The 15,580-nt window shown below is 54.3% G+C and carries 11 protein-coding genes; 6 read left to right on the forward strand and 5 right to left on the reverse strand.

Annotated elements, in window-relative coordinates; translation table 11 throughout:
* Positions 1-7: 7 nt before the first annotated feature.
* On the forward strand, positions 8-1,000 hold the full coding sequence (gene galE / locus B142_RS0101115) for a UDP-glucose 4-epimerase GalE (protein WP_018119695.1): 993 nt from the start codon (positions 8-10) through the stop codon (positions 998-1,000).
* On the opposite strand, the gene B142_RS13105 is transcribed toward galE, so the two are convergent.
* The gene (locus tag B142_RS13105; RefSeq protein ID WP_155860905.1) at positions 988-2,112 is read right to left on the reverse strand and encodes a DUF4192 domain-containing protein; all 1,125 of its coding nucleotides are present in this window, start codon (positions 2,110-2,112) and stop codon (positions 988-990) included. The genes galE and B142_RS13105 overlap by 13 nt on opposite strands.
* A 250-nt stretch (positions 2,113-2,362) precedes the next feature.
* Between B142_RS13105 and B142_RS0101125 the strand changes: the two genes are divergently transcribed.
* Both B142_RS0101125 and B142_RS0101130 read left to right on the forward strand, forming a co-directional pair.
* A complete protein-coding gene (locus tag B142_RS0101125; RefSeq protein ID WP_018119697.1) occupies positions 2,363-3,313 on the forward strand; it encodes a PAC2 family protein in 951 nt (316 codons plus the stop codon).
* A gap of 31 nt (positions 3,314-3,344) precedes the next feature.
* Positions 3,345-5,894: a DEAD/DEAH box helicase gene (locus tag B142_RS0101130; RefSeq protein ID WP_026167727.1), complete on the forward strand. Its 2,550-nt coding sequence runs from the start codon at positions 3,345-3,347 to the stop codon at positions 5,892-5,894.
* A gap of 84 nt (positions 5,895-5,978) precedes the next feature.
* Here the strand turns inward: B142_RS0101130 and B142_RS0101135 are convergent, their stop codons facing one another.
* A complete protein-coding gene (locus B142_RS0101135) occupies positions 5,979-7,214 on the reverse strand; it encodes an NAD(P)/FAD-dependent oxidoreductase (RefSeq protein WP_026167728.1) in 1,236 nt (411 codons plus the stop codon).
* A gap of 101 nt (positions 7,215-7,315) precedes the next feature.
* Between B142_RS0101135 and B142_RS11485 the strand changes: the two genes are divergently transcribed.
* Complete coding sequence (locus tag B142_RS11485) at positions 7,316-8,299, forward strand: hydrogen peroxide-inducible genes activator (protein ID WP_018119700.1); 984 nt, start codon at positions 7,316-7,318, stop codon at positions 8,297-8,299.
* A gap of 30 nt (positions 8,300-8,329) precedes the next feature.
* Here the strand turns inward: B142_RS11485 and B142_RS0101145 are convergent, their stop codons facing one another.
* A complete protein-coding gene (locus tag B142_RS0101145; RefSeq protein WP_018119701.1) occupies positions 8,330-9,322 on the reverse strand; it encodes a hypothetical protein in 993 nt (330 codons plus the stop codon).
* Positions 9,323-9,489: 167 nt separating this feature from the next.
* On the opposite strand from B142_RS0101145, the gene hrpA reads away from it, so the two are divergent.
* Complete coding sequence (hrpA, locus tag B142_RS0101150) at positions 9,490-13,539, forward strand: ATP-dependent RNA helicase HrpA (protein ID WP_018119702.1); 4,050 nt, start codon at positions 9,490-9,492, stop codon at positions 13,537-13,539.
* A 44-nt stretch (positions 13,540-13,583) separates the two neighbouring features.
* On the opposite strand, the gene nrdR is transcribed toward hrpA, so the two are convergent.
* Together nrdR and B142_RS13450 are read right to left on the reverse strand one after the other, a co-directional pair.
* Positions 13,584-14,039 carry a transcriptional regulator NrdR gene (gene nrdR, locus B142_RS0101155; RefSeq protein ID WP_026167729.1) on the reverse strand — a complete coding sequence of 152 codons (456 nt, stop codon included), beginning with the start codon at positions 14,037-14,039 and terminating at the stop codon, positions 13,584-13,586.
* A 146-nt stretch (positions 14,040-14,185) separates the two neighbouring features.
* Positions 14,186-14,629, reverse strand: coding sequence for a hypothetical protein (locus B142_RS13450; RefSeq protein WP_144736279.1), 444 nt, complete (start codon positions 14,627-14,629; stop codon positions 14,186-14,188).
* Between the two features lie 237 nt (positions 14,630-14,866).
* Here B142_RS13450 and lexA point away from each other — a divergent pair, with 237 nt between their 5' ends.
* Complete coding sequence (gene lexA / locus B142_RS0101165; RefSeq protein WP_018119705.1) at positions 14,867-15,574, forward strand: transcriptional repressor LexA; 708 nt, start codon at positions 14,867-14,869, stop codon at positions 15,572-15,574.
* The last annotated feature ends 6 nt before the right edge of the window (positions 15,575-15,580 follow it).

Below are 15,580 nucleotides of genomic sequence, written 5' to 3' on the forward strand. Positions count from 1 at the left end.
ATTAGGCATGCACGTGTTGGTCACTGGCGGCGCTGGATACGTCGGAAGCGTATGCAGCGCCGTTCTTATCGAAGCCGGTCATGATGTCACCATCATTGACGATTTCTCTACGGGAAACCGCGACGCGGTTCCGTCGGCAGCACACTTAGTGGAAGGTGAGCTTTCACAAGTAATCGAGGAAACACTCAGCACCCACAACATCGATGCTGTGGTTCACTGCGCAGCACGTAGTCTCGTTGGTGAATCTGTCTCACATCCAGAGTTATACTGGCACGCCAACGTCGTCACCTCGCTGCGCCTGCTTGATGCCATGCGCGCGCACGACGTACGCAATCTCGTTTTTTCGTCCACCGCCGCGACTTACGGTGAGCCTGACGCAGTCCCGATCCTCGAATCTGCGGCAACTGCGCCTACGAACCCTTATGGTGCAAGCAAGCTTGCCATCGACCATATGATTAGTTCTTATGCGAGTGCACACGGATTAGCAGCAACGTCCCTGCGTTATTTTAATGTCGCCGGCGCCTACGGCACGATTGGTGAAAACCGCGCAGTGGAAACTCACCTTATTCCGTTGATTTTGCAGGTAGCACTCGGGCATCGTGAAAAGATCATGATCTTCGGCGACGATTACGCTACTGCCGACGGGACAGCGGTACGCGATTATATTCATGTCCGGGACTTGGCTGAGGCCCACATTCTGGCACTTGAATCTAATAAGGTTGGATCCCACAGGATCTATAACTTGGGATCTGGTGACGGCTACTCGGTGCAGCAAGTTATCTCACAGGTACGTGAAACCACCGGGCACCCAATTCCTGCAGAATTAGCTCCGCGCCGCGAAGGCGACCCAGCTACGCTTATCGCATCGTCCAGCAAAATCTCCCACGAGCTGGGTTGGACCCCGCAACGCACCGATTTGCCAACAATAGTCCACGATGCCTGGGAATTCACGCGTAACTTAGGCCCTGCCGCCCATTCGCATCCCAATTACCGGCCCTGAATACCCTGCTTGATAGCTGCTAAAGCAGCATCTTCTGCACGTGCGCTCATCGCGGCAAATAATAACTGGCTTAAGTTGTGGCCAGGGTCTTCATCCAGTGCCTCAGTCAACGCCTGACTCGCATTCAAGTTTTTCCCAAGCTCCAGAAATATCACAGCCAGAATCGCGAGTGCATTGGCGCGCGGTTCGCCGGTTAAGCTCCGCGCCGTAGCAATGAGAAGTTCTTGTGCCGGAAGCGGATTGGACACCATCGGCTCCATGACTTCATCTCGTAAGCTGGTACGTGACATCCACGTTCCTACCTTTTCTAGGATGTCTTCTTCTTTTTGCAGCTCCGCGGCTGTTACTTCATTGTGGGAAATTCCCGCCAACAAATCCTCGGCATCACTTGCAGCGTATCCTAATACCCCGCCTGGCGCATCGGCGATCCATTGCACTCGGCGTGTGCGTTCGGCTCTTTCTGCTTTGCTCCGATCCGGATCATCACCCAATAAATACGCAAATGCTTCACTACGTGTCAGACTTGGCAATTCATTACGCTGTCTCCACGGCCGCATAGCAGGAGAAGCAGTAACTGATGCTACTTTCCCTCTCTGCCAGCATCCTGAGCCAGTACTTCCCTGTTCAGCGCTGCCGTCAAATAATAGGTGATAGTTCGCGCCTTGTCTGGTCTCGTCCACGATCCAACAAGCCTGTAGGGCTGGGGTGTCTGCGACCATCGCTTCATTGAGCGATCGATACCACTCTCGATGGTGCCGCCCGGAGATTCCTTCTGGACTTGGATTATCGGTGGCCTCTGCCGTAATGACAAATCCGACGTGGAATGAACATTCCGCATTGTCGAGATACCTGACAATTTCTGTACACGGTAGCTCCGCAGACAAATCCACCCGAACGGTAGGGCCGATTTCCACACTTCCATCCGGTTTCGCATAGAATCCTTGAACAACCAGGGATTCTTCAGGGTAAAAACCTAATAGACCTGGGATGTTCGCGATCAATTCACCAGGATGCAAGTCAAGCAGAGTGGGAGAATTCGCCGATTGCTCAGGAATTCCCTGCTGTCTCGGGTCGTTTCTAGCGGTGCGGTGTTTTCTTCTTTGCTGACTCATGATGACCAGTATCGAACTGACCACCACTGGTTTCCAGACCACGAATCAACGCGAGCCCGCAACCTGTGGATAATTTCGGTTCTCCACAGGATCAAGTTATCGGCGGTTGCGGCCATATCCAGATTAGGATTACGAATCCATTCGAATGCACAGGGAATAAGCTGGCATCGACGGCTGTTAATACCCAAGAGGCCCACTGACGTGCCATTGGTATGTCGTCGGCGATAGAATGCAATGAGGAGGTGCGCCAATGTACGACGATGCACGCGACATGTACGAACTTGAATACCCAGCACCAGATATGGGAAGTAAATCTGGCGACCGCCCCACATTGGTGGTGGCGTTGAATGGATATGCGGATGCGGGCATGGCAGTCGAAGCTGCGGCTGACCACCTCGTTTCGGCATTGGATCATCGACCAGTAGCCACCTTTGACTCTGATGAATTGATTGATTACCGCTCGCGGCGCCCGGCGGTGACTATCGCGAACAATCAGCCCGTCGAAATCGATGACACCGATATTGACATGAAGATTTTGCGCGATAACCAAGGCAAACCATTTTTATTGCTGTCGGGCCCAGAACCAGACCTACGGTGGAATGGCTTCACTGAGGCCGTCGCTGACCTGGTCGAGAAATTGGACGTAGAACAGACTATCTGTCTGTACGCTGCGCCGATGACTGTGCCGCACACCCGCCCGATGACGATTTCTGGCCACGGAAATTCCCAGCAACTGATCGACCGCCTAGTTTCCTGGGATCAAAAATTAATGGTTCCTGGCTCTGCGGCCCTGTACTTGGAACGCGCATTGCACAAGCGTGGACGCAATGTGGCTGGCTATACGGCACATGTACCGCACTACCTGGCTTCTTCGCCGTACCCACTCGCAACCTATAACTTGTTGCGATCGGTAGCTAGCGTAAGCAAATTGGATTTCCCGCTGGGCAGCTTGGAATACGATATCCAACGCATCAGCCATCAAGTAGAGGAACAAGTCGGGCAAGCCGACGAGGTCCAGTCGCTGGTCGCAGGCCTAGAAGAACAGTTCGACGAAGGCTTGGAGCGCTACCGTGAACAAAACCCCCAAGCCATTTTGCCAGGTGAGCAAAATATGCCGACAGGTGATGAAATCGGTGCGTCATTTGAGCAATTCCTTGATTCCTTAGACAATCCAGACGCGGGTGATTCTGACAAGGATTAATCGTCGTGGCACATCGACTACGGTGGAGGCTGTGAATCTCAACGACGTAGTCCCAGATCTCTCCGAAGTACCTTCCTCTTTGTTGGAAGAATCCATTTGGGAATCCTTCCTGCGGTGGACTCGAGAGAAAAATATCTCGCTTTATCCCGCTCAAGAAGAAGCCAGTCTCGCGGCTTTAGCTGGAGATAACGTGATCTTGTCGACGCCTACGGGCTCCGGCAAGACCATGGTTGCCACCGCCGCGCATTTTTTCTGCCTGGCGGAGGGCAAGCGGTCGTTTTACACTGCCCCGATTAAAGCATTAGTAAGCGAGAAATTCTTCGCCTTGTGCGGGGTATTCGGCCCGGAAAACGTCGGCATGATGACTGGTGATGCCACGGTTAATGGCAATGCCCCGATTATCGCCGCCACCGCGGAAATTGTTGCGAATATTGCATTGCGTGACGGCAAGGATGCCCGGATTGACCAGGTGGTGATGGACGAGTTCCATTTCTACTCCGAACCGGATCGCGGATGGGCTTGGCAAGTTCCTCTCCTAGAACTACCGCAAGCACAGTTTATTTTGATGTCGGCCACTCTCGGTGATGTGGATTGGCTGCGGGCTGATCTCACTGAGCGTACTGGGCGCACCACCACTGTGGTTTCTGGCGCTACCCGGCCAGTCCCGTTGTCCTTTAGCTACGAATTCGTTCCGGTCGAGGAGATGATTTCTCATCTGGTCGAAGACAACAAGGCACCGATCTACGTAGTGCATTTTTCCCAGCGCAAAGCCACCGAACAAGCGCAATCGTTAACCGGAACCTCGTTTTTGAACGCGGAAGAAAAGCAGCGCATGGTCGACGAAATTGGAAATTTTCGGTTCAGTACAACTTTCGGCAAACAGCTATCGAAGATGGTGCGCCGCGGCATTGGCTTGCATCACGCGGGTATGCTGCCAAAGTACCGTCGTCTGGTGGAAAAACTTGCACAAACTGGTTTGCTGAAAGTCATTTGCGGCACCGACACCCTCGGGGTGGGCATCAATATCCCAATCCGTACCGTGCTGATGACCGGATTGGCAAAGTTCGATGGCAGGCGCGAGCGCATCGTGAAATCCCGCGAATTCCACCAGATCGCAGGCCGCGCTGGGCGTGCCGGCTATGACACCGAAGGCACCGTCGTCGTGCTGGCACCTGAATTCGAGATCGAAAACGCTAAGATGCGTCGCAAAGCAGGCGATGATCCGAAAAAGCTGAAGAAGCTCAAGAAAAAAGCCCCGCGGGATGGTGAAGTTTCGTGGTCGGAAAAAACCTACCAACGCCTCATCGATGCGGAACCGGAGCCGCTGAGCAGTCAGTTCCAGATGAGCAATTCGATGTTGTTGAACGTCATCGCGCGTCCGGGAGATCTCTACGAACACATGAAGCATCTCATTCGCACGAACCACGACACCCGGGCCCAGCAAAATCAGTCGATTCTGGCGGCCACTTCCCTGTTTCGCGGGCTACGCAACGCGGGAATCGTCGACAAGCCAACCACTAACAACGGCACCGATGAACACGGTCGACGCTACCACCTGACTGAGGAACTGCAGCGCGATTTTGCACTCAACCAGCCGCTTGCCCCGTTCGCTCTGGCTGCCGTCGGGTTATGGGATCCGGACTCGCCGACCTACACGTTGGATATTATTTCTACCTTCGAAGCGATCTTGGACGATCCGCGCCAGTTGTTGCAAGCCCAGCAGTCTTTTGCGCGCGGCGAAGAAATTAACGCGCTGAAGGCCGACGGCGTCGACTACACCGAGCGGATGAAAATCGTCGAGGAAATTACCTGGCCGATGCCTCGGCGTGCAGAACTTGACGACGCGTTTGACACCTATTGTCAGGGACACCCCTGGGCCCGCGAATTCGATATCTCTCCGAAGTCCGTCGTGCGCGACATGATCGAAAACTCCATGACTTTTTCGGACCTCATCGCCACTTATGGCCTAGCGCGTTCCGAAGGCGTAGTGCTGCGCTACCTCACTGATGCGTGGCGCACCTTGAGCCATTCGGTACCAGAAGAGGCTAAGACCGAGGAGCTTTCCGACATCATCGTCTGGCTCGGCGAGCTGATCCAACAGGTAGATTCTTCACTTGTCGACGAATGGGCCACGATGACTGATGATAACGCACCAGTCTCCCAGGAACGTGTGGATCACGAACTGGCATTCGGCGTAGAAGACCCGACTGCCCTAAGCGCAAATCCGCGTGCTCTAAAAATCATGGTGCGCAATTACATGTTCCGCCTAGTGCAGCTGTTTGCGCTGGAGCGGGAAGAACGGCTCGAACAGCTTCTGGATTATCTGGAAGATTACCCAGATGTCAGCGATGCTCTCGACGATTACTTCGAGGAATATACCGACCTGGATACCGGCCCAGAAGCGCGCGGGCCAGAATTTTTCCACTTGGATGCCTCAGCCCGTTCCCGCTTGTGGCCGGTGCGGCAAATCATCAAAGACCCGGAAGGTAATAACGACTTCCAGTTCGTGGCAACAGTGGACCTCGATGCCAGTGATGCTGCCGGCGAGGTGCGGCTTCGAGATCTACGCATCGAGCGTTAAACCGCCATTGGGACGGATACACCACTGCTAGCGGCTCACCCGATTACGGTGACAAAACGGCCGCACCCAGTGGCAAGAATGCCTCTAGCGCAATGGATCGAATGGTGCGAGGATGGGATCAGTTTCGCCCGTTGCAATCTGTGTGGCCAGCAATTTACCGGAGATCGGTCCCAACACCACTCCCCACATGCCATGGCCGCCACACGTATATACATTTGGCACCTGGGTACGCCCAATGAGTGGCAATCCATCTGGGGTTACTGGCCGGGAACCTACCCAGGCATCTTCGATGTCGTCCCAGTCGATGCCGGTAAACATCGGGGCGGTGACATCAATGATGGATTCTATGCGCCGGGGCTGAAACGGCTCATCCGGTCCACGAAATTCCATGGTTCCAGCGATTTGGAAACGACCGCGGGTTGGGGCTGGTGTACAAGCCACGCGCTTTTCCGGCAGATATATCGGATATTTGGTTTCTGCTTCTGGTTTCACGGTAAAAGAGTATCCACGTCCGGCCTGCACCATGGTGCGCACACCTAAGCTCTTGGCTAAGCCCGATAACCACGCGCCAGTAGCGATAACTACCACGTCAGCAGTTTTCCACTCACCGGTGGACAGCTGCAGGATTGGCTGCCTGGTGGATTGCACGTCGGTGACCTCCACGCCGGTGGTAATCACCCCGCCGCGGGCAGTGACTGCCTCTGCGATTGCCTGACAGAAATACTGCGGTTCGATAAACCGCTGTCCACCGATCTTATAAAAGGATTCGACGCGCTCGGAAAAGATCGGTGCATACCGGGTACCTTCAGCGCGCGTAAGTTCCTCGAAGGGAACGTCTTGGCCATGGCGTACCACGCCCGCAATCTCTTCGATCACGCCGGCAACTTCTTTGTCGTTTTCGAAACCTGCGATGATCGGTTCCTCATGAGTCACGGCATCAACACCGCCGTCGACCAGTTCATCGTAGGCAGCTAGAGCAGCTTTATCGATGGGGGTCAGTGCTGCCATGGTTTTATCCCATGCTCGCCGGTTTGCGCGCGCCATAAACTGGGCGACAAACGACCACAATTTCGGGTCAATCCGTGGGGGTACGCTCAACGCCGCGTCTTTGTCCAACAACGCGGTCGGGCCGTAGCTCCACAAACCGGAATTTGCCAGCGGGATGGTTTTACCCGGCGCGAGCCAACCTGCGTTGCCCCACGATGCGCCGCCGGCCACGCCGACTTTGTCGATGACTTCGACGTCGTAGCCGTGTTCTTGCAAATACCATACTGTCGACAGCCCGGTCATTCCGGCGCCTACTACGATTGCGTGAGTCATATAATCCTCTGTCTTTATCTTGCCCTGTAGTGCAGATGGTAGTGCATCCCGAGACGGTCCATTGATAGCTGAATTCTTAGTTATTCGATAAACTAATAGTTATGTCTAATAAGGAGTTTAGTCCGACGCTGTCACAGCTGCGCACTTTTGCGACGGTTGCCGAGAACAGACACTTCGGTACCGCAGCCACAAAGTTAGGCATCTCGCAGCCTTCCCTGTCGCAGGCATTGGTGACGTTGGAGCAGGGATTGGGGGTTCAGCTGATTGAGCGCTCCACCCGAAAAGTTATCGTCACTGCTGCCGGCGAACAACTCCTGCCCTATGCATTGGCGACATTGCAAGCTGCAGAATTATTCGTCACGGAATCACGCGGTTCTGCAGGTACGTTGGATGGGCCGCTCACCCTTGGCATCATCCCTACTGTTGCCCCGTATATTTTGCCTGATGTCTTGCGCGCGACTGCGGAGGAGTATCCGAAGCTGACGCTGCATATTGTAGAGGAGCAAACCACTCATTTATTACAGCAATTGCGTGAAGGCTCAATTGATGTCGCGATGATCGCTTTGCCGGCTGATGTCTCTGCATTCGTAGAGCGGCCTTTGTACACAGAGAATATGGCTTTAGTGGTCAACGAGGATCATGAGTTGGCTGGGCGTGCGGATTTGAGCTTAGATGCCTTGCACTCGATCGAATTATTGTTGCTTGACGACGGCCATTGTTTGCGTGATCAGATTTTGGAATTGTGTCGGCGTGTGGATCGGCAGCCACAATCGCAAAACTCGTGGGTCACTCGCGCTGCCTCACTGACCACGATTATGCAATTAGTGGTCGCGCGGTTTGGGGCCACGTTGGTGCCGGAATCCGCGCTTGATGCCGAGTGCCGCAAACCAGGGTTGTCAGTTGCGAATTTCGCAGATCACGTGCAGGCGGAGCGCACCATTGGTTTGGTTTATCGCGCCTCAAGTTCTCGTGGCGACGATTTTGCCGCACTCGGTGAAATTTTGCAGCGGGCTTATCACCAGGCGGTCGACCGCGCGCAGGATTTGCAAGTCTCCCGCGCCGAGCGCCGCGCGTCGCTGCGCTAGCTGTTTCTCGTTGTTTGCTTGGTTGGCTGCCTAGTGAGGTGCGGTGCCGACTGCCTGGCGGAACATGTGTGCAACCATCAAGGTATATGCCGGGAAGATGACGATAATGCCAAGCAAGAACGTGAGCAGAATGGCAATTGGAGCAATGAGTTGGAATGCGATCACGAATAACAAGAGCTTTCCAAAATTGCCCTTTCCGATATTCCATCCGGTTTTCAGGCTTTCACCAAAACCGAACTGACCGCTGGCTGCTGCCCATGCCATGAACATGCTCAACACGGACCAGATGAGCATCCCCACGAAGCCCAGCACCATGAAAAGCACCGCGGATGCAGAAACGCTGCGATCGGGATCTACCAAGTCCTCCAAGGCCTGATTAAGAGGCACCATCGTCAGCGAATATACGATTCCGCTCACGATCGCGGCAACAATCAGGACCCCCAAGGTGCGCAACAATGGAGTGTCTTTCCACAAATGGCCCCATCCTGTTGCAGGGTCGTCGACCTGGAACAACCCCAAACGATAAACATACGGCGTCAATACCAAGCTGATCAGCGCGATAGCCAACCCCACCATGCTGCTTGCAGCATTTGCGCCCCCGAACGCTTGCAGCTCTTGTTCGTTAACAGCATCTAAGTCGGTGGTCGCGGCCAGTATCCCGAAGGAAATCGCGGATGCTCCGATAATCGCCAGCAGACCAATCAGTCCCAACACGATCCACAGCTTCGCGTTGCGGAAAGTGGTAGAAAAACCCCAAGACACTGCTGCTAAAATGTCGATCTTGCCAGTGCCTTTCGCCGCGCCGGGATTCACTTCAGACTGCGAATAGTCGCCTGCAGCGTGACGGCCACTATTTTCACTGGGGTCTCCATAGGCACCATAAGCTGCCTGTTCTGCGCCTTGATAGCCGAAGTCTGACCGATCTTCTGGGTGGTCGCTCGGCGGATAATACGGCTGCTGCGAGGGATTGTTGTTGTCCTGGTCGTCGTCATCTGAGCTACGACCATGCGGAGGAGTTGTCATCGTGACGCACCTGTCTTTCTGACGAAAATCATTACCGTTAATCATGGTACCGGGTTGCCCCTAAGAGTTAGGCTTACCAGAATGGCGACGGTTAAACTAGGGCTATCACCATGACTAATTCACATCACCCCACTCAGCAGACTTCCACATCCATAAATTCCGCATCCATGAATTCCGATTCCCACGCTGACGCTCCACATAAACGTGAGCTGTACACACGGCTCGACCAATTACGCTATGCCGATCAACACCGTTTTCGTCGGCGACTGTCCAAGGCAAAAGCGGACAAAGCATTGCGTGCAATAGCGAAAGACCTGGACAAAGCTGCCGCAATTATCCCGGCAATCGAACAAGGGCTCCCAGATATTGACTTTCCCGAGGGATTACCGGTTAGCCGCAGCGTCGACGAGATTTCTACGACAATCGACAATCACCAAGTGGTAGTTATTGCTGGCGAGACAGGATCCGGTAAAACCACCCAGATTCCCAAAATTTGTTTGCAGCTAGGCCGCGGCCGCCGGGGCCTGATTGGGCATACGCAGCCGCGTCGTTTGGCTGCGCGTACCGTCGCCGAACGCATTAGCGATGAACTTGACCAAAGCATCGGTGAATCTGTCGGGTACGCAATTCGTTTTGACGATCGCGTCGGCAAGAACACCGCCGTTAAGCTCATGACCGACGGTATTTTGCTAGCGGAACTGCAGCGCGATCCGAAGCTCTACGCTTATGACACCATCATCATCGACGAAGCCCACGAACGTAGCTTGAATATCGATTTCCTCCTCGGCTACCTCAAACGCCTCTTGCCGCAGCGCCCGGATCTCAAGGTGATAATTACCTCGGCAACCATCGATCCGCAAAGTTTCGCCGACCATTTCCGCGACCCACACACGAACCAACCTGCGCCCATCATCGAAGTGTCCGGCCGCACCTATCCTGTAGAGGTGCGCTACCGACCGCTGGAAATCGACGTCGATGGCAAAACGGTAGCTATTGAGCCAGTAGATGGTTTGTGTACTGCGGCGGAGGAGCTTCTGGCCGAAGGCAGCGGTGATATCTTGTGCTTTTTGCCCAGTGAACGAGACATCCGGGATGCCCAAGATGCCTTAGAGAAAAAGCGGTGGCGCGGGGTAGAAATCGTGCCACTGTTTGGACGGTTATCGAATCAGGAGCAACACCGAGTTTTTGCACCGCATTCCACGCGCCGGATTGTCTTGGCGACGAATATTGCCGAAACCTCCTTAACGGTGCCGGGGATCCACTATGTAATTGATACTGGTACGGCGCGTATTTCTCGGTACTCCACGCGCACCAAAGTGCAGCGCCTCCCAATCGAACCGATCTCACAAGCTAGTGCCAACCAACGCGCCGGGCGTTGCGGACGTATTGCCGACGGTATTGCGATTCGCCTGTACTCCGAAGATGATTTCGCTTCCCGCCCAGAATTTACCGATCCAGAGATTCTGCGAACCAACTTGGCCAGTGTCATTTTGCAGATGTCCTCGCTCAAGCTCGGCCCTGTGGCAGACTTTCCGTTTGTGCAACCGCCGGAGCCGAAAGCAGTCCGCGATGGCCTGGTGCTTCTCGACGAACTCGATGCGATCGAACCTGCCGGATCTCATGGAGCTCACAGATCATCTGGGTCCGCTGATACCGCTCCACGATTGACCGCGATTGGTAAGCAGCTTGCTCGTATACCGGTAGACCCCCGCTTAGCGCGCATGCTGGTGGAAGCAGAAAAACTCGAATGTTTACAGCCAGTGATAGTTCTTGTTGCAGCAATGACGCTGCAAGATGTGCGCGAGCGTCCGCTGGAGCACCAACAACAGGCGGATCAAGCCCACGCTCGTTTTCGTTCGCGCACGAGTGATTTTTTGAGCCTGCTTTCTTTGTGGGGTTATATCACGGAGGAGAAAGCAGAGTTATCAGGTAACCAGTTCCGCAAACGCATGAAAGAAGAATTTTTGCACTTCATGCGCATCCGCGAATGGTTTGATTTGGTGCGCCAATTGCAAGATATCGCTCGTGATATGCGGTGGACTCTCTCTGGTGGGGCTGACGGCCAACGCGGCGGTGTCAGAATGGCCGATGGAAAGTTCGCCGGTGATTCTGTTGCAGTGCACCGTGCGCTGCTCACCGGGTTGTTATCTAATATCGGTGCACGCATCAGCGACTCTGCAGAATTCCAGGGAGCACGCGGTACGAAGTTTCTCATTTTTCCAGGCTCCGGGGTAGCGAAAAAGCCACCAGAATTAGTGATGGCCTCTGAATTAGTAGAAACCTCACGACTATTCGCACGCGGGGTCGCCGCCATCGAGCCAGCGTGGGTCGAAACCGCCGCCCACTCATTGCTCAAGCACCACTACTCGGATCCGCACTGGTCATATAAACGCGGTGCGGCGATGGCAACACAACGCTCCACGCTGTACGGAGTGCCGATCATAGCTGACCGGACCATCTCATATCACCGCGTGGACCCGGAAGCTGCGCGCATCATGTTTATCCAGCACGCATTGATTGCCGGGGAATGGAAAACGTCTCACAAGTTTTTCCACGACAATCTAGAAAAATTGTCTGCAGCGGGTGAATACGAAGAAAAGGCTCGTCGGCGCGGCATCATCGCGGATGAAGATGCACTGTTCGAATTTTATGATCAGCGGTTGCCTGATTCTGTTACCCACTCGAAAGCCTTCGATGGTTGGTGGAAAAAAGCCCGCCGCACACAACCAGATCTTTTAGATTTTGACCCGGCTGATCTGCTCACTGACGGCGCTGAATCTGTCACAGAACAGGATTTTCCGGATCACTGGCGTCATGCCGGCCTGGACTTGGAGCTGGATTATATGTTCGAGCCTGGACACCGCCGCGATGGCGTCACGGTCAACATTCCAGTACCGATGTTGGCCAGCATTGATCCAGAACCATTCGCATGGCTAGTTCCTGGTCTCCGCGAGGAGTTGGTTACTGAGTTAATTCGTGGCTTACCCAAAGCACTGCGCCGCAGCCTGGTGCCCGCACCTGATTTTGCGGCCCGGGCCATGGAGCACTTGTTGCCCTATGAATCTGATCTGTTGCAGCAAGTAGCTGGGGCATTTCAGAAATTAGGGGCACGCGGTATTAACGCCACCGATTTTTCGTGGGAAAAACTGCCGTCACACTTGAAGATGACATTTGCGGCCATCGATAAGCGTGGAAATATCATCGATGATGATAAAGATCTCCGTGCGTTGCAGAAGCGCCAGGCGGGCAAAATTAGTGCTTCTATCACCAAGAAAGTCGAAAATAAGGTCCGGGATACGCACAAGCGCTCTCCAAACGAGTCACACGCGAGACCACAACAGCAATCGGCGCGCACCTACGTGGCTTCCTGGACGGCAGAAAACCTGGGAACAATCCCCGACGCAATTGAGCACGAGGTTGATCAGCACACTGTCACGGCATATCCGGCCTTGACGATGAGCGAGCGCGGATTGTCTGTGCAGTACTACCCGACTCGCGCTGCAGCAGATTCGGCGATGATGACCGCCACGTTGACGCTACTGCTGCGTAATTTAACTGTGAGTACTCAAAAAATGGTCAATGGTTTACCCCTGCAGCAACGCGTGGCCGTGGATCATTATCCTCATGGTGGTGCCGATGGTTTGGTCTCTGATGCACGCATTGCTGCGTTACGAGACTTGCTGGTGGCACACGGTGGTCCGGTGCGCAGCCCAGCCGAATTCGAGAAGCTGAAAAGCGCCATCGGCCAGCAGCTACCGCGCGAGGTGCGGCAAGCAGTAGTCACGTTGGCTCCGGGTTTGGTGCGCTATTCCAAGCTTGCCGACGAGTTGGAGAACTGGGAAGGTCCCGCCATTGATGATATGCGCGGCCAGTTGGAATTCTTGTTGCCGAAAAGTGCAATCAGTATCCACGGGATCTCACAGTTGCGCCATCTACCGCGATATCTGCAAGCTATGGAGATCCGATTGGACGATATGGCCACTAACCCAGACAAAGACGGTGAACGGCAAGACGTCATTGACGATTGTCTGGCATATGTACGTAATCGTCTCCGGCGCCTGCCTGCAGGAGCGGAAAAGTCTCCCGAGGTGACAAAAGTTCGCTGGATGATTGAAGAGCTACGAGTAAGCTTGTTTGCCCAGCGATTGGGCACGGCACATCCCGTCTCTGCCCGTCGGATTCGTAAGGCAGTGGACAGCCTGGGGAAAAATTCCTAACTGGCTTACATCATTGGGGTTACGTGATTGGGCTTACGCACCAGTTAGTCTTCGCGCTCACGGCGGCGCATCAGCCGGATTTCAGACTCAAAATCTTGTGCACTGTCGAAGGACTTATACACCGAGGCGAAACGCAAATAGGCAACCTCATCGAGTTCTCGCAGCGGCTCAAGGATGGCTAAGCCAATCGCGTTGGCATCAACCTGGGAGCTCCCGTGCCCACGCACAGTCTCTTCGACTTGCTGCGCCAATCGCTTCAGTGAGTCCTCAGTTACCGGACGGCCCTGGCATGCCCGGTGCACACCGCGGATCAGCTTGTCGCGAGAAAACGGCTCTGTCAGACCGTTGCGCTTGACCACCAACAACACAGATTTTTCCACAGTAGTAAACCGTCCCTGGCACTGCGTGCATTCTCTGCGACGCCGAATGGCTACACCGCCATCAACTAAACGGGAATCGACGACTCTGGACTGTTCGTGGTGACAGAATGGACAGTACACGGCCTCGTCAATGCTCCTTCACTGCATATAACAGCATGTAGTCGGTAGAAAAGATTATGCTCGGTAAAATTTCTGGCATCATAACGCGAAGAGTGCGATGCAAGGGGGTGCTCTCATGATCGCCACCGCATCCCCCGCCGACAGCGCTAGCTCGCCCCGAGCAGAACGCCGCCGGCCATCAGTACCCCTAGTATCGCACCTAATAGGTACGAGACAATAATTGCAGACGTATGGGACGTTGGCGTACGGGACACTGCCCCTGCACCATCTATAGGTAATTCATCGTTGTCCACACTGTTTACGGTGGCAGAGTTCCGTTGTCCATCGTCCGCATAATCAGCGATGCAGGACAATGGTTGGAGAGCATAAATTACTTCCTGCGCAGTGCCCGCCCGGACTGGTTGTGGCTCCCACTCTGCAGCCGCCGGAGTGGTGATACCCGCAGATCCGCTGGAGGCCTGCGCTGGTCGTACGCGTTGATAGCGCGACAGGCTGTGCTGGCTCTGCAGGCAGTCACCACCATACTGAGACTGGCGCAGCGGTTGGCGTTGGCAATGGCGATGTTGATGGTGCTGGTGAATGTGCAGCATGACTAAAGCTCACGCTCCTTTCAGAATGAGTTATGTACTCGATCTGAAAGCACTCTAAGCGGTGACTGTCACACCCACGAGCAGTACTAGTAATTGTGTTCGATTAATCCTTGCATTACACTCGTCATTACCACGCAGAGGTAATTTCTCACGTATGTTCGGTACCAAGCATGTGAATTGCACCATAGTGTGATCATGTGTCACAAAATTGCTAACAACTCGATTTAGGAGCTATGTATGCCGCGTCCACGCACGTCCTCAGCACCGAAGCCCACCTTTGAACAACTTTCCCACCGGCAGCGGCGAATTCTGGAAGTCATCCGCGACGCGGTGATGCTACGCGGATATCCACCAAGCATTCGCGAAATCGGAGATACCGCGGGGCTGCAATCCACCTCATCGGTGGCGTACCAATTAAAACAGCTGGAAGAAAAAGGCTTCCTCCAACGCGACCCCAATAAGCCACGTGCGATGATCGTGCGCAACATGCCCGAAACCAAAAAGCCAGGCAAGCGCCCTAGCACCAACAAAACTTCCGAAAACCCAGAGGCACCAACCGACGCCTCAGGTTATTGTTATGTCCCGGCATTGGGCCGAATCGCTGCTGGTACACCTATTACCGCAGAAGAAAACATCGATTCTTATTACCCAATGCCAGAAGAGATTGTTGGCGGCGGTGATCTATTCATGCTGCGGGTCGTTGGGGAATCCATGAAAGATGCCGGCATTTTAGATGGCGACTGGGTCGTGGTGCGTTCGCAAAAGGTCGCTGAAGTCGGGGAATTCGTCGCCGCTTTACTCGATGGCGAAGAAGCCACAGTAAAAGAATTTCACCGGGATTCATCAGGCGTCTGGTTGCTGCCGCACAATGACGCTTTTAGTCCGATTCCAGGCGATGAAGCCGAGATTATGGGCAAAGTTGTCTCCGTTATGCGTAAGCTTTAACTAGCT

This window comes from Corynebacterium propinquum DSM 44285 (genome assembly GCF_000375525.1).
GTDB lineage: Bacteria > Actinomycetota > Actinomycetes > Mycobacteriales > Mycobacteriaceae > Corynebacterium > Corynebacterium propinquum.